Annotated in this window: 16 protein-coding genes and 1 pseudogene; 8 read left to right on the plus strand and 9 right to left on the minus strand. The window is 72.1% G+C overall.

The genetic code is table 11. The features are described 5' to 3' along the window. Positions 1-300 precede the first annotated feature (300 nt). Together ABT342_RS24125 and ABT342_RS24130 are read right to left on the minus strand one after the other, a co-directional pair. The gene (locus ABT342_RS24125) at positions 301-897 is read right to left on the minus strand and encodes a TetR/AcrR family transcriptional regulator (protein ID WP_351577511.1); all 597 of its coding nucleotides are present in this window, start codon (positions 895-897) and stop codon (positions 301-303) included. A gap of 5 nt (positions 898-902) precedes the next feature. Beyond that, entirely contained in the window at positions 903-2330 is a 1428-nt protein-coding gene (locus ABT342_RS24130) for an amidase (RefSeq protein ID WP_351577514.1), read from the minus strand. A gap of 56 nt (positions 2331-2386) precedes the next feature. On the opposite strand from ABT342_RS24130, the gene ABT342_RS24135 reads away from it, so the two are divergent. The 3 genes from ABT342_RS24135 (at position 2387) to ABT342_RS24145 (ending at position 4902) form a co-directional block, all read left to right on the plus strand. Beyond that, positions 2387-3181, plus strand: a complete 795-nt coding sequence (locus ABT342_RS24135) for an SDR family NAD(P)-dependent oxidoreductase (protein ID WP_351577517.1) — start codon at positions 2387-2389, stop codon at positions 3179-3181. Between the two features lie 524 nt (positions 3182-3705). Further along, on the plus strand, positions 3706-4308 hold the full coding sequence (locus ABT342_RS24140) for an iron transporter (protein WP_351577520.1): 603 nt from the start codon (positions 3706-3708) through the stop codon (positions 4306-4308). A gap of 3 nt (positions 4309-4311) precedes the next feature. Continuing rightward, entirely contained in the window at positions 4312-4902 is a 591-nt protein-coding gene (locus ABT342_RS24145; protein WP_351577523.1) for a hypothetical protein, read from the plus strand. A gap of 63 nt (positions 4903-4965) precedes the next feature. Here ABT342_RS24145 and ABT342_RS24150 read toward each other — a convergent pair whose 3' ends face one another. The 3 genes from ABT342_RS24150 to ABT342_RS24160 are packed head-to-tail and all read right to left on the minus strand — an operon-like array spanning position 4966 to position 8634. Continuing rightward, on the minus strand, positions 4966-6012 hold the full coding sequence (locus ABT342_RS24150) for an ABC transporter ATP-binding protein (RefSeq protein WP_351577715.1): 1047 nt from the start codon (positions 6010-6012) through the stop codon (positions 4966-4968). Between the two features lie 11 nt (positions 6013-6023). Then, entirely contained in the window at positions 6024-7613 is a 1590-nt protein-coding gene (locus ABT342_RS24155; RefSeq protein ID WP_351577525.1) for an ABC transporter permease, read from the minus strand. Position 7614: 1 nt separating this feature from the next. Further along, positions 7615-8634 (minus strand): iron ABC transporter substrate-binding protein, encoded by a 1020-nt coding sequence (locus ABT342_RS24160; RefSeq protein WP_351577528.1) that lies wholly within the window; start codon positions 8632-8634, stop codon positions 7615-7617. Between the two features lie 218 nt (positions 8635-8852). On the opposite strand from ABT342_RS24160, the gene ABT342_RS24165 reads away from it, so the two are divergent. Further along, a complete protein-coding gene (locus tag ABT342_RS24165; protein WP_351577531.1) occupies positions 8853-11408 on the plus strand; it encodes an AMP-binding protein in 2556 nt (851 codons plus the stop codon). A gap of 20 nt (positions 11409-11428) precedes the next feature. Here ABT342_RS24165 and ABT342_RS24170 read toward each other — a convergent pair whose 3' ends face one another. From ABT342_RS24170 to ABT342_RS24185, 4 genes and pseudogenes are all read right to left on the minus strand, one after another. Next, complete coding sequence (locus ABT342_RS24170; protein WP_351577534.1) at positions 11429-12946, minus strand: NCS1 family nucleobase:cation symporter-1; 1518 nt, start codon at positions 12944-12946, stop codon at positions 11429-11431. A gap of 204 nt (positions 12947-13150) precedes the next feature. Beyond that, positions 13151-13327: pseudogene (locus ABT342_RS24175) on the minus strand (dihydropyrimidinase); the annotation flags it as partial. 74 nt (positions 13328-13401) lie between these two features. Continuing rightward, positions 13402-13623 (minus strand): hypothetical protein, encoded by a 222-nt coding sequence (locus tag ABT342_RS24180; RefSeq protein ID WP_351577537.1) that lies wholly within the window; start codon positions 13621-13623, stop codon positions 13402-13404. 252 nt (positions 13624-13875) lie between these two features. After that, positions 13876-14157 (minus strand): hypothetical protein, encoded by a 282-nt coding sequence (locus ABT342_RS24185; protein WP_351577540.1) that lies wholly within the window; start codon positions 14155-14157, stop codon positions 13876-13878. A gap of 322 nt (positions 14158-14479) precedes the next feature. Between ABT342_RS24185 and ABT342_RS24190 the strand changes: the two genes are divergently transcribed. The 4 genes from ABT342_RS24190 (at position 14480) to ABT342_RS24205 (ending at position 18326) form a co-directional block, all read left to right on the plus strand. Continuing rightward, positions 14480-15055: a hypothetical protein gene (locus tag ABT342_RS24190; RefSeq protein ID WP_351577542.1), complete on the plus strand. Its 576-nt coding sequence runs from the start codon at positions 14480-14482 to the stop codon at positions 15053-15055. 561 nt (positions 15056-15616) lie between these two features. Continuing rightward, positions 15617-16306 carry a peptidoglycan-binding protein gene (locus ABT342_RS24195; protein WP_351577543.1) on the plus strand — a complete coding sequence of 230 codons (690 nt, stop codon included), beginning with the start codon at positions 15617-15619 and terminating at the stop codon, positions 16304-16306. Continuing rightward, a complete protein-coding gene (locus ABT342_RS24200) occupies positions 16303-17001 on the plus strand; it encodes an ABC transporter ATP-binding protein (RefSeq protein ID WP_351577546.1) in 699 nt (232 codons plus the stop codon). Before ABT342_RS24195 ends, ABT342_RS24200 begins: the two co-directional genes overlap by 4 nt. 77 nt (positions 17002-17078) lie before the next feature. Further along, positions 17079-18326, plus strand: a complete 1248-nt coding sequence (locus ABT342_RS24205; protein WP_351577718.1) for an ABC transporter permease — start codon at positions 17079-17081, stop codon at positions 18324-18326. The last annotated feature ends 65 nt before the right edge of the window (positions 18327-18391 follow it).

Here is an 18391-nt window from a genome sequence, read left to right on the forward strand (position 1 = left end):
GCGTCCAGGAAAACACGTGGCACTGACATCCCCGCCGACGCGCGGCAACGGGACGGTGGACACCGAGTGATCCCCCGGCCATGCCCGTGCGAACACACGGTGACCGTGCGGCGGCCTCCCGCGTAACCCCGCATGCCGCGCCGGTTCCACGGTCCCGCCGTCCGCCGGCACAGCCGTCGCGACGGCGCCCGAGGACGCGCCGATGCGGAAGGCGTCCCTCAGGGCAGGCCTGCGCGGGGTGTCACCGGCCCGGACCCGCACCGGACTCCTACGCCAGGACGACCAGTTGGTGGTGGCTGGTCAGCGCGCGGTCTCCGCGCTGATCGCACCACGGGCGAGCAGCAGCAGCGCGTCGGTGAGGTCCTCCGCCGGGGAGCCCGTGGCCAGGCGGCGCAGCTGGAGTCCGGTGACCAGGGCGACGGTGGTCGCGGCGAGGCGGTCCGCGTCGGGAACGCCGAGGGCTGTGAGGATCTGGGCGGCGAGGCGGTCGTAGGCGCCGAAGCACTCCGCCGCGGCCTCGCGCAGGCGCTCGTCGCGGCCGGCCTGGACGTACAGCTCGAAGGGGGCGATGTGTTCGCTGTCGAAGGCCGTGCCGCCCGCGACCCGTCCGGCCAGGGCGGCCGCGCCGTCGATGTCGACGCCTTCGGCGCGGCCCGCGTCGGCGAGTTCGGTCAGCCGCCGTGTCTCCTCGCGGACGAAGTGCAGCAGGGATTCGCGCAGCAGCTCGTGCTGGCTGGCGAAGTGGTAGGTGACCGATCCGAGCGAGACCCCGGCCTCCTTGGCGATCCGCCGGTTGGTGACCGCGGCGATGCCGTCCTGGCCGATGATGCGCAGGACGGCGCCGATGATGCGCTGCCGGGTCGGGGACACCGGGTGGGTGGCGGACTGGCTGGACATGGGCGTCATTGTCCCACCGGCGCGCCTCCGGTGATCAAGGGGTCGGGGTACTGGTCGTACCACCGTCGGTCGGCCTCCAGTTGCGCGGCGAGCGAGATGAGCCGCTCCTCCGCGCCCTCGGGTCCCAGGAGCTGTGCGCCGAGGGGCAGCCCTTCCCCGGTGAAGCCGGCGGGCACATTGACGCCCGGCCAGCCGAGGACGTTCCAGGGCCAGGCGTACGGGCAGGCCGCGGCCATGGCGGCGTTGGTGCGCCACGCGCCGAGCCCGTCGAAGCGGCCGATGGGAGGCGGGGGCTCCGCGGTGGTCGGGGCGAGGATGACGTCGTACGCGTCGAACAGGGCGCCGATCCGGCGGTGCTGGCGGGCCTCGCGGGCGCGGGCGGCGCGTACGAGCGGCCCGCGCAGGAGCCGGGCGCTGCGCATGGCACTGCGGGTGCGCGGGTCGAGCAGGGCGGGGTCGGGGTGCAGGGCGGCGAGTTCGGCGACGCCGGTCGTGCCGCGCGGGACGAAGCCGAGGCCGATGAGGCCGTAGCGGGGCCGGGCCTCCTCGACGTGGTGGCCGAGGCGGGCGAGTGCTTCGGCGAGTCCGGTCACGGCGCGGCGTACGTCGGGGTGGGGCGCGGCGCCGGTGAGGGTGAGCGGGGGACGCCAGGCCAGGGCGATGCGCAGTCGGCCGGGGTCGCGGCGGGCGGCGGCCGAGGCGTCGACGGGGACGGGCCGGTGGAGGTCCTCGGGGTGTGCGCCCTGGACGACGTCGAGGAGCAGGGCCGCGTCGGCCACGCTGCGGGCCAGCGGGCCGGCCACGGCCAGGCCCTGGAAGGCGTCGGAGTGCGGATGGAGGGAGACGCGGCCGCGCTGGGGCTTGATGCCGACGAGGTGGGTCCACGCGGCGGGGATACGGATGGATCCGGCGCCGTCCGAGCCGAGGGCCGCGGGTACGAGCCCGGCGGCGACGGCCGCCGCGGAGCCGCCGGAGGACCCGCCCGGGGTGTGGCCCGGGGACCAGGGGTTACGGGTGGCACCGAAGGCGGGTCCCTCGGTGAACGCCCACTGGCCGAGTTCGCAGGAGTTCGTCTTGCCGACGATGACGGCCCCGGCCGCGCGCAGCCGCCGTACCGCTTCGCCGTCGACCGTCGCGGGGGCGATCTCGCCGCGGCAGCCGAAGAGGGTCGGCAGCCCCGCGACGTCGCTGTCGTCCTTGACCGCCACCGGAACGCCGAGGAGCGGCAGCCGCACCCCTGCCGCGAGCCGTCGGTCGGCCGCCTCGGCCTCGGCGAGCGCGAGGTCACCGCACACGTGCCGGAAGGCGTTGAGCGTGCGCTGGCTCGCCGCGATGCGCTCCAGGGAGGAGGCGACGAGCTCCGCCGACGAGATCTGCCCCTCCCTCAACTTCCTTGCCTGCTCGGCGAGTCCGGTGAAATCAGCTGTGGACATGGCCACCTTGGGCTCCTTATTGTTCGTTCGAACGAACAGAACTGGAGGGTAACCAGATGCGTATCACCGGATCAACCGTTCTGCTCACCGGTGTCACCGGCGGTATCGGTGCCGCGCTCGCGGCCGAACTCTCGGCGCGGGGAGCCAAGTTGATCCTCACGGGCCGTCGTCCCGACGCCCTCGAACCCCTCGTCGAGCGGTACGACGCCCGTGGCGTCGTCGCCGATCTCGCCGACCCGGACGACGTGGAGCGGCTCGCCCGCGAGGCCGCCGGCACCGAGATCCTGATCGCGAACGCCGCCCTGCCCTCCAGCGGCGAGCTGCTCGACTACACCCCGGATCAGATCGACCGTTCCCTCGCCGTCAACCTCCGCGCCCCCGTCATGCTGGCCCGCCTCCTCGCCCCCGCGATGGCCGAGGCCCGCCGGGGCCATCTGGCGTTCGTCGGGTCGATGTCGGGCAAGACGGCGACGAAGTACTCCGCCCTGTACGACGCCGGCAAGTTCGGTCTGCGGGGCTTCGCCCTCTCCCTGCGCCAGGACCTCCACGAGCGGGGTGTCGGCGTCTCGATCATCCAGCCCGGCTTCGTACGGGACGCGGGCATGTTCGCGGCGACGGGCGCCGAGGCGCCGGCGGGCCTGCGGACGGTCTCCCCGCGCCAGGTCGTCGCGGGCGTCGTCCGCTCCATCGAACAGGACCGCGCCGAAGTCAATGTCGCCCCGGTCGAGATGAAGGTGCTCACCGCCATCGGCGGCCAGTTCCCCGGCTTCTCCGAGCGGGTCCAGCGCCGCGCGAGCGGCGCGGAAGGCACCGTCCGCCGGATCGTGGAGGCCCAGCGCGACAACCGCTGACCGCGGCGACCCGGCGCTGAGCCGATGCGCTGAGCCGATGCTGAACCGACGGGACTGTCAGCGCCCCTTGTTACAGTCGGTCACATGTTCGCCGTACCTGGAGTCTCCGGGGACTTGAGACCCATCGGGCCGTACGCCCGCCCCGGACGCGGGCCGAGAACGAGCGGCTCGGTGCCTGGGCCGCCGCCCACGGCGTGAAGCTGACCCGCACCACCCTCGACCTGGGCGCGAGCCCCGACCAGCCGATGCCCGCGTCGTCGTCCTCGGCGACCTCGACGACTTCGAGTTCTCCACCACCGTGTCCACGCTCACCAGCGGCGGGGCCTCACCCCGCTCGTGAACAGCCTCCCCTCCGGCGAGCGGTCTGATCCACAGCGGATTCGACATCGATGTCGGTTTGGCTCGAAGAGGTCGCGCGATGCCTTCACTCACCAGCATTGCTCACACCATGAGACGACTTGACGGGGCCACACAGATCACACTTAGGGATGGCTTACCTAATCAGAAAACGAAAGAAATCAGCCATGCACAGATCCGCCCTGCGCCCACTCCTGATCACGCTTCCGCTGGGCCTGCTGCTGACCGCCTGCGGCAGCGACAAGACCGTCGGCACTTCCGACGACGAGGCCGCCGGACACGGCGTACCCGCAGGCGTGGTGGAGCAGTACGCGGTCCTGGAGAAGGAGATCGCGGAGCGGGGCGGGGAGACGACAGCGGGCGACTACCGGGTCGGCTACATCGTCGAGGCGGCCGAACCGTGGTTCCAGGGGGAGCACGGCGGCCACGGTGCCCTCGTCAACCGTGAGCCGGCCGAGGGGGAGACGCACCACATCGAGATCATCCCGATGGAGGCCGCGACCGGCCGCATCGTCCCCGACGTGCCGGTCAGGCTGGAGGTCGTCGACGGCACGGGCAAGGTGGTCCAGGCTCAGGACCTGAACTTCTACCACGCGACGTTCTTCCACTACGCGAACAACTTCTCCATCCCGCAGGACGGCACGTACACACTGCGGGCCACGCTGCGGCCACCGACGTTCCTGCGGCACGGTGCGCGCGACGAGAAGCCCCCGCTCAGCGCGCCGGTCACCGTCATCTTCCGGAACGTGCCGCTGAAGAACGGGAACTGAGTCATGGCACTCGCCCCCGGAAGACCGCTCACGCCGCCCGCTCCGTCCCGCCGGCCGGACACGGGGCACGACGTGCGGTGCACGCCCGTGTGGCAGCTCGTCGCCCTGGGGGTGGTGAGCTCGGCCTTCATCGCCGCCGCCTGCTGGGTCTCCGGCCATGTGCACGCCGATGCGACGCTGCAGATGGCGGCCCGTTTCCTGCACGTGGCGGCGCTGGTTGTCGGCCTCGGGTCCGTTCTCGCCGTCGACTGGTTCGCCGTCATGTGGCTGCTCGGCCGTCTCGGGCTCCCCACTGTCCTCCGCACGGCGTGCACCCTCCAGGTCCCGATCTGGCTCGGCCTGGGCGGCCTGGTCGTCTCCGGCCTCTTCCTCCGCCCGAACCTGGACTCGCCGCTCACCCTCCTCAAACTGGGACTCGTCCTGGCCGTCGCGGTGAACGGCCTCTACGCGCATCGGCTCGGCCAGCGCCTTGAGCCGTACCTCGACACGACACCGCCGAGGCGACTGCTCGTGCAGTCGGCCGTGGCCGCCACGGTCAGCCAGACGGGCTGGTGGGGAGCGACGTTCATCGGCTTCCTCAACAGCCAGTCCTGAACAGCCGACCCTGAAACAGCCGGCCCTGAGGCCCGTATCGAGCGGACGGGGCAGCCCGTCCGCTCAGGCCGTCGACCGGTGGAAGGTGGCCTCGCCGGTCAGGCGGATGCCGATCCTGCGCCCCGGAGCGACCTGGAGCGGGCTCGGCGTACGGATGCCGATCGGCTGCTCCAGGCCGTCGACCGCCACGGTGACCAGGGCGTCGTGACCGAAGAAGCGGACCTCGGTCACGACGCCTTCGGCGTCCGCGGCCTCCGGGTCGGCGAGCCGGAGCTGTTCGGGCCGCAGGAGCACGAGGCCGTCGCGGAGCCCCTCCGGAGCGGCGGCGAGGGGGATGTGTCCCAGGGCGGTGGTGGCCATGAGCTCGTCGGCGGTGCCGGGCACGAGCACGGCGTCGCCGACGAAGGACGCCAGCCACGGGTCCACGGGGCGGTGGTACAGCTCCTCGGGGGTGGCGCACTGGGCGACGCGCCCGTCGCGGAGGACAGCGACGAGGTCGGCGGTGGAGAGCGCCTCCTGCTGGTCGTGGGTGACGAGGAGGCCGGTCGCGCCGCTGTCCCGCAGCACGGCGCGGACCTCGGCCCGTACCGACTCGCGCAGACCGGTGTCAAGTGCGCTGAACGGTTCGTCGAGCAGGACGAGTTGGGGTCCCGGGGCGAGGGCGCGGGCGAGCGCGACACGCTGCTGCTGCCCGCCGGAGAGCGCGTGCGGCATGCGCGCGCCGTAACCGGCGAGCCCGACCAGCTCCAGCATCTCTTCGACCCGTCCGCGCCGGGTGGCCCGGTCGCGGTCCGTGAGTCCGAAGGCGATGTTGCGGGCCACGCTCAGATGCGGGAAGAGGGCCCCCTCCTGGGGGACGATCCCGATGCGGCGCCGCTCGGGCGGCAGGTGGACGCCGGGGCCGCCGAGCAGCCTGCCGGCGACGGTCACGGTGCCGGCGTCGGCCTTCAGGAAGCCGGCGATCACCCGCAGCAGAGTGGTCTTGCCGCAACCGGACGGGCCGAGCACGGCCGCTAGGAAGCCTCCGGGAACGGTGAGGTCGAGGCCGTCGAGGACGGGCGCACCGGCACCGTACGCCTTGACCACACCGCTGATCCGAAGGTCGTTCATGTCCCGGTCGTTCATGTGCGGTGCCTTCCGAGGAGGTACGAGGGGACGGCGGCCAGCAGGATCAGCGCGGCGGCGTAGGGCGCGGCCGCCGCGAAGGATCCGGTGCCGGTCTCGGTCCACAGCCGGGTGGCCAGGGTGTCCATGCCGGTCGGGCGCAGCAGCAGCGTGGCGGGGAGTTCCTTCATGCACACCACGAAGGTGAGGGCGGCGCCCGCGGCGACACCGGGGGCTGCCAGCGGCAGGGTGACCTCCCGCAGCACACCGAGCGGCGAGCGGCCGAGAGAGCGGGCGACGTCGTCCAGGACGGGAGGCGCCTGAAGAACGGCAGCGCGGGTGGCGGCCACCGCGACGGGCAGGAACAGCACCGCGTACGCGCAGATCAGGAGGGGTGTCTCCTGGTAGAGGGGGCGTGCGTAGCGGACCGCGAAGAAGACCAGGGCGAGCGCGACGGTAATGCCGGGCACGGCGTGGCCGGCGTACGCGGCCTGTTCGAGGAGGTGGACGAGGCGGCCCCGGTGCCGGGCGGTTATGACGCCGACCGGAAGCGCGAGCAGGGTCGTCAGGGCAGCGCCTCCGGCGGCGACGCCCAGGGTGGTGAGCGCGGTCGTCGTCAGCGTCTCCGGGTCCCAGGTGGCGGAGGTGCCGACGGCGAGCCAGTAGCCGAGCACGGCGAGCGGGAAGCCGACGGCCACGGCGACGACAGCGCCGCACCAGGCGAGGGCGAGCGGCTTCAACCCGCCGAGAAGGGTGGGTACGGCCCGCCGGGCGGTTCCGGTGCCGGTGCGGGCGTAGTCGGCGCGGCCGCGGGTCCGTGTCTCGGCGGCCACGAGGAGCACGGTCATGACGACCAGGACGGCGCTCAACGCGGCGGCGGGCGTGCGGTCGAAACTCGCGCGGTACGAGGTGTAGATGCCGCGGGTGAAGGTGTCGTACCGCATGAGCGAGACGGCTCCGAAGTCGGAGAGCACGTACAGCGCGACGAGCAGTCCGCCGCCGGCCGCGGCGGGCCGCAACTGGGGCAGGGTGACGCGCAGGAAGGTGCGCAGCGGGCCGTGGCCGAGGGAGCGGGCGACTTCCTCGTGCCCGGGGTCGGTGCCGCGCAGGGCGGCGGCGACCGGCAGATACACGTACGGGAAGCTCACCAGGGTGAGCGCGAGGGCCGATCCGGCGAAGCCGGCCAGTGAGGGTGCCGCGGACAGCCAGGCGAAGGCGGTGACGTAACTCGGTACGGCCAGCGGCAGGGTGACGAGGACGGACCAGGCACGGGCACCGGGCAGCACGGTGCGGACCGTGAGCCAGGCGAGGGATACGCCGATCAGCAGGCTGGCGGCGACGACGGCGGCGGTCAGGCCGAGGCTGCGCAGGAGCAGTTCCCCGGTGCGGTCGTCGGCGATGACGTCCCAGGCATAGGCGGGGCCACGTTCCAGGGCGCGGACGGCGAGGTAGCCCAGCGGTAGGACGGCGAGGGACGCGGCGAGCGCGGCGGGCACGATGAGTACCCAGGGGGGCCGGGTACCGGCGCGCCGCCGCCCGGCGGGTGCGGGGGCACCTGCCGGGCGGGGGGCGTCACCGGCCCGGACCGGGGCGTCCGGTGAGGTCATGTCAGACGAGTCCGACTTCCTGGAGCATGGCCAGGGTCTGCTTGAGGGAGTCGAGCTTGCCGAGGTCGATCTTCGGGGGCTGGAGGGTCTCCAGCGGGGGCACACCTTCGGCCGTCTTCACGCCGGCGGCGAGCGGGTATTCCTTGGTCTCCTCGGCGAAGTACTTCTGGGACTCGGCGGAGAGCAGGTAGTCGACGGCCTTCCGCGCGTACGCGGCCTGCTTCTCGTCCGCGCCCTTGAGGATGCCGACGCCGGCGACGTTGACCAGGCCGCCCGGGTCGCCCTTGGGCAGGTAGTGGATCCTGGCCTTGAGCTTGTCCGCGCCCTTCTCGGCGGCCTGCTCGTACCAGTAGTAGTGGTTGATCAGGCCGAGGGAGACCTCGCCCTGGTCGACGGCCTCCAGGACCTTGAGGTTGTTCTCGTACTTCTTGGGCTCGTTGGCCTTCAGGCCCTTGAGCCACGTGCGGGTGGCGTCGTCGCCCTCCAGGACGCGCATGCCCGTGACGAACGCCTGGAAGGAGGCGTTGGTCGGGACGAAGCCGATCTTGCCCTTCCACTCCGGCTTCACCAGCTCGTGGACACTGTCCGGCGGAGTGGGGACCTGGGCCGGGTGGTAACCGAGAACGCGGACGCGGCCGCTGACGCCGGTCCAGTCCCCGGCCGAGCCGCGGTAGGCGGGTGCGACCTTGTCCAAGGTGGTCCGCGGGAGCGGCGCGAGGCGCTGCTCCTTGGAGAGCGCGCCGAGCGCGCCCGCGTCCTGGGAGAGGAAGAGACCGGCCTCGGTCTTGTCGCCCTCCTCCAGGAGCTGGGCGGACAGCTCGGCGCTGTCGCCGTAGCGGACCTCGACGTTGGTGCCGAGGTGCTTCTCCAGCTTCTCGATGAGCGGCTTGACGAGGTTCTCGTTGCGGCCGGAGTAGATGACGAGCCCGGCCGGTTCGTCGCTGCCGCAGGCGGCGAGCAGGGGACCGAGCAGGGTGGCCGCGGCGAGCGCGGTCAGGGTGCGGGCCAGGGGGCGGCGCATGGGACGGGGGCCTTCCTGCCGTGCCGGCCTCCGGCGCCGCTGTGTACGGGCAGGTGGCGAGCGGCGAGTTCTGTCCGAGAAACCTGTGAACACGGAATTGATAAGGTAAAGCTAACCTAATGGTCAAGTCAGGCCTCGATAACGAAGGCGTCACGAACGGGCACCCGGAGCACCCCCTCCCCTTTCCGGCTTAGGGAAGGCTTACCTACGATCCGCCTGTGAAGCCCCTCCCCTCCCCGCCCGCTCGCGGCAGCCGCCTCCCCCTCGCCCACGGCCTGGCACAGCACGGTGACCGCGCCGCCTTCGTGACCGCCGACGGCGAGCTCTCCTACCGCGAACTGGCGAGGAGGGTCGACGAGACGGCGCGGCGCCTCGGCCCGGAGCGCCGTGTCGTCCTCCTCCCCGGCTCCAACACCGTCGAGGCCCTCGTCATCCATCTGGCCGCCCTCTCCTCGGGGCACCCCGTCCTTCTCGTCCCCGGAGACCACTCCGAGGCCGTCGCCTCGCTGATCGACGCGTACGACCCCGATGTCGTCGTCCACCCCGCTTCGGGTGACTGGCGCATCGAGGAGCGGCGGGCGGTCTCCGCCCACGCCCTGCACCCCGATCTCGCGCTGCTGCTCAGCACCTCCGGCTCCACCGGGTCCCCGAAGCTCGTCCGGCTCTCGTACGAGAACCTCCAGGCGAACGCCGAGTCGATCGCCGCGTACCTCGGCATCCGCGACACCGACCGGGCCGCGACCACCCTGCCGATGCACTACTGCTACGGCCTGTCCGTGATCCACAGCCACCTGCTGCGCGGTGCCGGACTCGTCCTGACCGGCCTCTCGGTCGCCGACGCGTGCTTCTGGGACCTCTTCCGCGCCGCCCGTGGTACCGCGCTCGCCGGTGTCCCCTACACGTTCGACCTGCTCGACCGGGTCGGCTTCGCGGACATGGATCTGCCGCACCTGCGGTACGTCACCCAGGCCGGCGGGCGGCTCGCACCCGAACGGGTGCGCCGCTACGCCGGACTGGGGCTGCGGCACGGCTGGGACCTGTTCGTCATGTACGGGCAGACGGAGGCGACCGCACGGATGGCCTACCTGCCCCCGGAGCGGGCCGCGACGCACCCCGGCGCGATCGGCGTCCCGGTCCCTGGCGGCTCCTTCCGCCTGGAGCCGGCCGACGAGGTGGCCGAGGGCGACGGTGTCGGCGAACTCGTATACTCCGGCCCGAACGTGATGCTGGGCTACGCCCACTCCCCCGAGGACCTCGCCCTCGGCCGGACCGTGGACGTCCTGCGCACCGGCGACCTGGCCCGCCGCACCGAGGACGGCCTGTACGAGATCGTGGGCCGGCGCTCCCGGTTCCTGAAGATCCTCGGTCTGCGCGTCGACCCCCAGCAGGTGGAGCGGGCACTCGAGCGGCAGGGGGTGCGCGCGCTGTGCGCGGGAGACGACGAGAGGATCGTCGTCGCGGCCGCGCGCCGGCCCGGCTGGGACACGCGGCGGATCCGACGCAGGGTGACCGACGAGTGCGGCCTGCCGCCGCGCGCCGTCGACGTCCACGTCGTCGACGAACTGCCCCGGCTCCCCAACGGCAAGCCCGACTACCCGGCCGTCCGGGCACTGGCGACCCCCATGGCAACCGCCGCCACCGACACGGGCGACGACCTGTGCGCCCTGTACGCACGGATCCTCGACCGCACCGACGTCACCCCGGACAGCACCTTCGTCGACCTCGGCGGCGACTCCCTCACATACGTCGAGATGTCACTCCACCTCGAACAGCGCCTCGGCCAACTGCCGCCGAGCTGGCACACGACCCCCCTCCGCGAGCTGGAGCAGCGCGCGGAACCGTCCCCCGCCCGTGGGCGAAGGGTGGAGACCAGCGTCGCCCTGCGCGCGATCGCGATCCTCTGCGTCGTCGGCTCCCACATCCCGATCTTCGAGATCCGCGGCGGCGCCCATCTCCTCCTCGCCGTCGCGGGCTTCAACTTCGCCCGCTTCCTGCTGACCTCCGCCGAACGCCGCGCACGGGTCCGCCGCACCGCCCGCAGCATCGCGCGGATCGCCCTTCCCTGCATGGCCTGGACCGCCTTCGCGCTCCTCGTCAGCGACGACTACGACCTGACCAACCTCCTCCTCGTGCACAACCTCGTCGCCCCGCAGGACATGGGCCCGGGCATTCACCTCTGGTTCGTCGAAGCCCTCGTCTACATCCTCCTGACGGTGCTCCTGCTGCTGGCTGTCCCCGCCGTCGACCGGTTCGAGCGCCGCTTCCCGTACGGCTTGCCGCTCGCCCTCGTGACGCTGGGCCTGCTCACCCGCTACGAGCTCATCGGCCTGCCCGACCGTACCCAGATCACCGACGCGATCACCGTCTTCTGGCTCTTCGCGCTCGGCTGGGCCGCGGCCAGGTCGCACACCGTGCCCCAGCGGCTCCTCGTGACGCTCACGGCCCTCGCCACCGTCCCCGGCTTCTTCCCGGGCGAGCCGCGCCGCGAACTGTTCGTCATGGCGGGCTTCGTCATCCTGGTCTGGTTCCCCACCCTTCCGAGCACACCCCGCGTCAACCGAGTCGTCGCCCTCCTGGCCGGCAGCTCGCTCGCCATCTACCTGACCCACTGGCAGATCTACCCCGTGTTCGACGGCCTCTCGAAGCACCTCGCTTTCGTCGTGTCGCTCGCCTTCGGCATCGGCTACCACTCGGCGGTCTCGTGGCTGACTCCACGCGTGCCCGAGTTTCGGGGCGTCTTCGCGGCACGGGTACGACGGTTCAGCGTTCTCTGAATTCAGGTCACGGCGGGACCTCACGACGGGGAGGTTCCCCGTCCCTTCATCAGCGCGGTGTACAGCAGCAGCGAGGCCGCGAGCCCCACCGCCCAGCCGTAGTCCGCGAGCGGCTTCAGGAAGGGGATCAGGCCCTCCTCGGGGAACGGTCCCTTGCCCGGGGCGGAGTGGGAGCCGCCGATCGCGAGGACGCCCCCGACCGCGAAGGCGAGGACCGCGCGCCAGTTCCAGCCGGCGGCGTACCAGTAGATGCCGTGCGGCCGGTAGAGGTCGGCCAGGGCGAGCCGGGTGCGGCGGACGATCCAGTAGTCGGCGATGAGGACGCCCGCCACCGTACCGAGCAGCCCGCCGACCAGGCCGAGCCAGGCGAAGATGTACAGCTCGGGGGTCTCGGTGAGCTTCCACGGCATGATGAGGACACCGACCACCCCCGTGATCAGCGCGCCTTTGCGGAAGTTGATGAAGCGCGGGGCGAGGTTCGCCAGGTCGTACGCGGGTGAGACGACGTTCGCCGCGATGTTCACCGAGATCGTCGCGACGAGCACGGTCACCAGGGCGTAGAGCAGGCCGAAGACGTTGTCGGTCTTGGCGGCGAGCTGGACGGGGTCCCAGATCGCCTCTCCGTACACGGCCTGGGAGCCGGAGGTGACGAGCACCGACAGCAGGGCGAACAGGGTCATGGTGGTGGGCAGGCCGAGCGTCTGGCCCCAGACCTGGGCGCGCTGGCCGGCGCCGAACCGGGTGAAGTCCGGGATGTTCAGCGAGAGGGTGGACCAGAAGGCGATCATGCCCATCAGGGACGGGAAGAAGACCGGCCAGAAGTCGGCGCCCCAGCCCAGCTCGGAGGGCTGGTCGAGCAGCGGCCCGAAACCCCCCGCCTTGACCGCGATCCAGACGAGCAGCACCAGCGCGCCGACGATGACGAACGGCGCCGCCCAGTTCTCGAAGCGGCGCAGCGTCTCCATTCCCCGGTAGATGATGGCCAGTTCGACCGCCCAGAAGACGATGAAGCACAGCCACAGGGTCCAGGGCTGGCCGGCCACCTCCGCCGCCTCCGTCCAGCCGCCGAAGACCTTGCCGAGCAGGATGAAGATGCCCTGTCCGCCGATCCACGTCTGGATGCCGAACCAGGCGCAGGCGACCGCCGCCCTGATGAGCGCCGGCAGGTTCGCACCGCGCAGCCCGAAGGAGGCGCGGGCGAGCACCGGGAAGGGGATGCCGTACTTGGGTCCGGCGTGACCCGTCAGCAGCATCGGAAACAGCACGATCACGTTGGCGAGCGCGATCGTGAAGACGGCCTGTTTCCAGTCCATGCCGAGCGCCACGAGCCCGGAGGCCAGCAGCCAGGAGGGGATGTTGTGGGCCATGCTGACCCACAACGCGGTGAAGTTGTACGTGGTCCAGCGGCGCCTGGCGACCGGGACGGGCAGCAGATCGTCGTTGACGAAGCGGCCCCCGGCGGGGACCGCGCCGGGCGCGAGCTCCACCCGCCCCTGCGCGTCGCTCATCTGGTCGGACGGGTTCACGGTCGAGCTCATGGCGGCTGGCCCTCCCACGGTCGGCGATCTCGGCGGTGGTCTCGGCGGTGTGGTGTCAGCGGTGTGGTCTCAGCGGTTGAGTGCCGGGATGATCTCCGCGCCGCACGCGTCGATCGTCACTTCCTTCGCGTCGTGCCTGTTGTGGACCGCGAACCGGTCCACTCCCACCTCGGGGCCGGGACAGCGACCGGGACTGGGCCTCGGCGGCGTGCCGGCGACCCGGGCGAGCTGGATGGCACGGTGGGTCGCCTCCGCCTCCAGCAGGGCCTTGCGCACCTCGCCGGGCTGGCGCGGGCCGGTCTCCCCGCGCACGAGCGCGAGGGCCTGTTCGACGAGGACGACGAGGGCATCGATCGCGGTCCCGTTCTCGGCGCGCATCATGGATCGTCGCGCCATCTCCGCTGGTCAGAGCCCGCGAGAGAGTGCCCAAGCCGGGGTCGGAGGTGCCGGTGACGTCAAGATCCGGCAGTGCGTACGGGGGCGGCACCGGCGGTCGGGGCAGGCCGGCCGCGCGCGCTCGGTGAACCATCCTTCGAACGGGCGCCCAGCACTTCTCGGCATGTCAGGAACTCGCTGGTGCCCTGCACCTCGATGTCCATGACATCCAGCATATCCAGCTTCTGGTTGAAGTTCAGATGGTCGAGACGCAGCTGCGTATCAAAGGCCGCATCAAGCACTCTCCCGTTGCCGGCTGTGGCAGAACCTGCCGGTTTCGGCGGCGAGTTCGGTCCGGCTTCCGGCCCGGTGGGTGTGCGGCTGGCCGCGTTCGACGTCGGTGTTGACCGGGCTCGTCGGCTTCGCCGCCGCCTCCGTCCTCGGCGGCGCGGCCGGGGACCAGAGCCTGCTCTTCGCCGCCGCACCCTCCGAACTCGGCCGCAGTGACGCACAGGACGGCGTGAAAGCCGTCGACCGCCGCAGGAGTCACCCGCTCACACCGGAAACACGAGGACGGTGCCTCCTCCTGCCTTGACCGCTTCCACAGCGGCCTGATGCACGGCTCTGCCGGTGGCTTCGTCGGGCGCCTGCATGGGGCTGCCCTGCATCGCGTACCACTCGGACGCTCCGGTGTGCTGGATGGTGACCTGGGCGAGGCCGTCGATCCAGGTGGTGTGCACGGTCAGGTCCCCTGTGATCGGCCCCCCCTCGGTCGTCATGACGCCTCCCGTGCCGGCGATGACCCCCTGGGTGGTCCATGTCGCCCAGGTATCCACGATGCCTCCGCACGTGTCGAGAGGATTCGGCCTGCTACTGCGTTCATCATCCATCGTCGCCGGGGAAGCCGCAGGGGAAGCCGCATGGCACGATCCGCACACGGACGCCGACCGTGGACGGCAGCGCTCAGCGGCTCACCATCCGGGGTCCGCTCAGCTCACGGGCGACTCGTCGGCCCGCGTCAGCCCTGAGGGGTGCCGCCTTGGCAGGCACCCGCATCATCGGCTGACAACTTCTTCAAAGGTTCTTCATCATCCCCCTCCTACGGTCGGCCTGCCCGCCGCGTTCGCGGACGGGTCCGGCACAGGAGTGGGAGGACCGATGAGGACGAATCGGGTACTGCTGGCCGCCGCGGCCGCCGTCATGGCGTTCGCGCTGGCCGGCTGTGGCGACGACGGGGGCGCGAAGCTCCCGACCGCCGGTGGGGGCGGTGCTTCCGGGACGGGCGGCGGGACGGACTCCGGCAAGGACGTGGTCGCCGAGTACGTCGAGGGCAAGCGCGCCTGGGTGAGGTGCATGCGCGAGAACGGGATCCAGCTCAATGATCCGGATGAAAAGGGCCAGATCGACTTCGGCGGGGGCGACTCCGTGCGGAGCATGACGAAGAACCCGAAGTTCGTGGAGGCTGCGCGGAAGTGCGAGTCGGTCGACCCGCCCGCCCCCGAAGGTCTTGAGAAGATCCTCCACCCCTACACCCCCGAGGAGATCAAGATCAAGAGGGAGTACGCCACCTGCATGCAGAAGAACGGCGCCCCCGACTTCCCCGATCCCGGCCCGGACGGGCACAACAACCGCGAAGCCCAATGGGACCAGGACTCGGCCGGCGCCCGGCGAGCCGCCCGCGTCTGCGGCCCGATCATCGGCGTGCCGAGCAACCCCCCGTCGGCCAAGGGCTGATCGGGGCCAGGACGATGACGCACATCGATGACGCACGCGAGACGGCCCCCGAGCTCCCACCGCGCGCCCGGCGCGGCAGGCGTGGTCGGCGTACGGCGCTGATCACCTCGGGCGCGGTGGCCGTGGCGGCGGTCGCCGTGGCCGGCACTCTCGGGCTCGGCGGCGAGGACGAGGGTCCGAGCACCCCGCCCCGGTCCGGCTCCGTGATCCAGGTGAACCGGACGACGCTGACCGAACGCACCACGGTGGACGGCGAGTTGGGGTACGGCAAGGAACTGCCGCTGCCCCTCAAAGCGCAGGGCACCGTGACCTGGCTGCCCAAGCAGGGCTCGACGGTCGAGCGCGGCGAGCAGCTGCTGCGGGTGAACGACCGGCCGGTGATCCTGATGTACGGAACGCTGCCGATGTACCGGGAGCTGGGGCTGACGACCCCTCAGGAGCAGGGCGAGCAGCCGCAGGACGAGGAGGAGACCTCCCCGGGCCCCTCCGGGTCACGGGCGGGGCGGCACCGGAACCGGCGGGGACGCCGATACGTCCCAGGCACCGCGCGGGACGCAGGGCATGGACGTCCGGCAGTTCGAGACGAACCTCGCCGCACTCGGCTACACCGGATTCACCGTGGACAACGACTTCACCGCCCGCACCGCCGACGCCGTCAAGCGCTGGCAGACGTCGCTCGGGCTGGCCCAGACCGGCACGGTCGGCGTGGGTGACGTCATCTACTCCGGCGGCACGGCACGGATCGGGCAGCCCGGTAACCGCCTCGGCTCGGCGGTCGGGGAGAACACCCTGACGTACACCAGCACGACCCGGAAGGTGGTCGTCAACGCCTCGGCGTCGGACGCCGCCTGGGCCGTCCGCGGCTCGCGGGTGACGGTCAAGCTGCCCGACGGCACGCCGGTGAAGGGCACGGTGGAGTCGATCGGCAGACAGGCGACGGCGCCCGAGGGTGGCGGCGAGGACGGCTCGGGGCAGCCCGCCACGCTCCCGGTGACCGTCACCATCGCGGACCAGAAGGCCGTGGGCGAACTGGAGAGCGGCCCGGTCACGGTCGAGTACGTGGGCCGCGAGGTCAAGGACGTACTGACCGTTCCGGTCTCCGCGCTCGTCGCCCTCACCGAGGGCGGCCACGGCCTGGAGACCGCCGAGGGCCGGTTCGTCGCCGTGAAGACCGGGCTCTTCGCCGACGGCAATGTGGAGGTCAGCGGTCCCGCGGTCCGCGAAGGCATGAAGGTGAGGATCCCGGAGTGACGGCGGTCGTGGAATTCGACGCGGTCTCCAAGACCTACCCCGGCGGCGTCGCGGCGGTACGGGACGTGAGCCTGCGCATCGAGCGGGGCGAACTGGTCGCGGTCGTCGGCCCGTCGGGCTCCGGGAAGTCGAGCATGCTCAACCTCATGGGCAGCCTCGACCGCCCCTCGGCCGGCCGGGTCCTGGTCGACGGCCACGACGTGGCGAGCCTGTCGGACCGGGAGGTCTCGGCGCTGCGGGCCACCCGGATCGGATTCGTCTTCCAGCAGTTCCACCTCGCGGTCGGGGTGCCGGTCCTCGACGCGGTGGCGGACGGTCTGCTCTACGCGGGAGCGCCGCTGCGCCGCCGTCGGGCGAAGGCGACGGCGGCCCTGGACCGGGTCGGGCTCAGCCACCGCGTCCACCATCTTCCGCACCAGCTCTCCGGCGGCGAGCGGCAACGGGTCGCGGTGGCCCGCGCGGTGGTCGGTGAACCGTCGGTCCTGCTGGCGGACGAGCCGACCGGGAACCTCGACTCGGCTTCCGGCGCGGCCGTCCTCACGCTCCTGCGGGAACTGCACGCCGCCGGCACCACCGTCGTGATCATCACCCACGACCGGGAGATCGCCTGCGAGCTGCCACGGCGCATCGAGATGCGCGACGGACGCCTGGTCTCCGACACGGCACGGGGTACGACGACGGGGGCACCCCGGTGACAGACGGAACGACGCACTCCCCGCGGCGGGGGCCACACGACCGGGTCGCCGACCCCGCGACCGTACGGATCCGTGCCCTGGCGTCCGAGCCCCCGGAAGGCACCGCGCCGGAGCAATCCCGGTCCCGGTCCCGGCTGCGCGCCGCCCGGCTCCGCCCTGCGGACGTCGTACGACTCGGCGGCACCGGCCTGCGCACCCGCCCCCTGCGGGTTTTCCTGTCCGCGCTCGGCATCGCGATCGGCGTCGCCGCCATGATCGCCGTGGTCGGCATCTCGGGCTCCGGGCAGGCGGAGGTGGACCGACAGCTCGACGCACTCGGTACGAACCTGCTGCGGGTCGCCCCCGGTGAGACGCTCGCCGGGGACAAGGCCGTCCTGCCCCCGGAGTCCGTGGCGATGATCCGCCGCGTCCCGCCTGTGCAGCGGGTCGCCGCCACCGGTGCCACCGGTGCCACCGGTGCCCACCTCTACCGCAACGAGCACATCGCCGTCGGCCGCACCGGGTCGCTCACCGTCCTGGCGGCGGGCTCCGACCTGCTCCCGGCTGTCGGCGGGCACCTCCGCAGGGGCCGCTGGCTCGACTCCGCGACGGAGACGTACCCGTCCGTGGTGCTGGGAGCGACCGCCGCCCGGCGGCTCGACATCGACACCCCGGGGACCCGGCTCTGGATCGGCGGCCGCTGGTTCGCGCTGGTCGGCGTCCTCGATCCGGTACCGCTCGCGCCGGAGATCGACAGCGCCGCACTGGTCGGCTGGCCGGCGGCCAGGACGTACCTCCGCTTCGACGGCCATCCGTCAACGGTGTACGTCCGGGCGGAGGACAGCCAGGTCACGGCGGTACGAGCGGTGCTCGCGGCCACGGCGAACCCCCGAAAACCCAGCGAGGTGAAGATCTCCCGCCCGTCCGACGCCCTCGCCGCCCGCGAGGCCACCGAGTCGGCACTCACCGGCCTGCTCCTCGGCCTCGGCGGCGTGGCACTCCTGGTCGGCGGGGTCGGCGTCGGCAACACCATGGTCATCTCGGTACTGGAACGCCGCCCGGAGATCGGCCTGCGCCGGGCCCTGGGGGCGACCAGCGGGCAGATCCGTACCCAGTTCGTGACGGAGTCCTTGTTGCTGTCGTTGGCCGGCGGCCTGGGCGGAACCGTCCTCGGGACGCTGATCACGGCGGGGTACGCCGTCAGCCGCGACTGGCCGGTCGTCGTCCCGGCCTGGGCGAGCGCCGCGGGCATCGGCTCGACGCTGGTGATCGGCGTGATCGCCGGCCTGTATCCGGCGGTTCGGGCGAGCAGGCTGTCCCCGACAGAGGCCCTGTCCGGGAGCTGAGCGTGACGGAGGCATGGTCGGGGAGCCGGCCCCGGCGGAGGCGCCGGGGGCGGCCCGGCCGGAGC

Source organism: Streptomyces sp. NPDC000410 (assembly GCF_040300305.1).
Classification (GTDB): Bacteria; Actinomycetota; Actinomycetes; order Streptomycetales; family Streptomycetaceae; genus Streptomyces.

Excerpts from the sequence above, each read along its gene's own strand:
- ABT342_RS24125 (WP_351577511.1), bottom strand. The coding sequence starts at position 897 with ATGTCCAGCCAGTCCGCCACCCACCCGGTGTCCCCGACCCGGCAGCGC.
- ABT342_RS24130 (WP_351577514.1), bottom strand. The coding sequence starts at position 2,330 with ATGTCCACAGCTGATTTCACCGGACTCGCCGAGCAGGCAAGGAAGTTG.
- ABT342_RS24135 (WP_351577517.1), top strand. The coding sequence starts at position 2,387 with ATGCGTATCACCGGATCAACCGTTCTGCTCACCGGTGTCACCGGCGGT.
- ABT342_RS24140 (WP_351577520.1), top strand. The coding sequence starts at position 3,706 with ATGCACAGATCCGCCCTGCGCCCACTCCTGATCACGCTTCCGCTGGGC.
- ABT342_RS24145 (WP_351577523.1), top strand. The coding sequence starts at position 4,312 with ATGGCACTCGCCCCCGGAAGACCGCTCACGCCGCCCGCTCCGTCCCGC.
- ABT342_RS24150 (WP_351577715.1), bottom strand. The coding sequence starts at position 6,012 with ATGAACGACCTTCGGATCAGCGGTGTGGTCAAGGCGTACGGTGCCGGT.
- ABT342_RS24155 (WP_351577525.1), bottom strand. The coding sequence starts at position 7,613 with ATGACCTCACCGGACGCCCCGGTCCGGGCCGGTGACGCCCCCCGCCCG.
- ABT342_RS24160 (WP_351577528.1), bottom strand. The coding sequence starts at position 8,634 with ATGCGCCGCCCCCTGGCCCGCACCCTGACCGCGCTCGCCGCGGCCACC.
- ABT342_RS24170 (WP_351577534.1), bottom strand. The coding sequence starts at position 12,946 with ATGAGCTCGACCGTGAACCCGTCCGACCAGATGAGCGACGCGCAGGGG.
- ABT342_RS24190 (WP_351577542.1), top strand. The coding sequence starts at position 14,480 with ATGAGGACGAATCGGGTACTGCTGGCCGCCGCGGCCGCCGTCATGGCG.
- ABT342_RS24195 (WP_351577543.1), top strand. The coding sequence starts at position 15,617 with ATGGACGTCCGGCAGTTCGAGACGAACCTCGCCGCACTCGGCTACACC.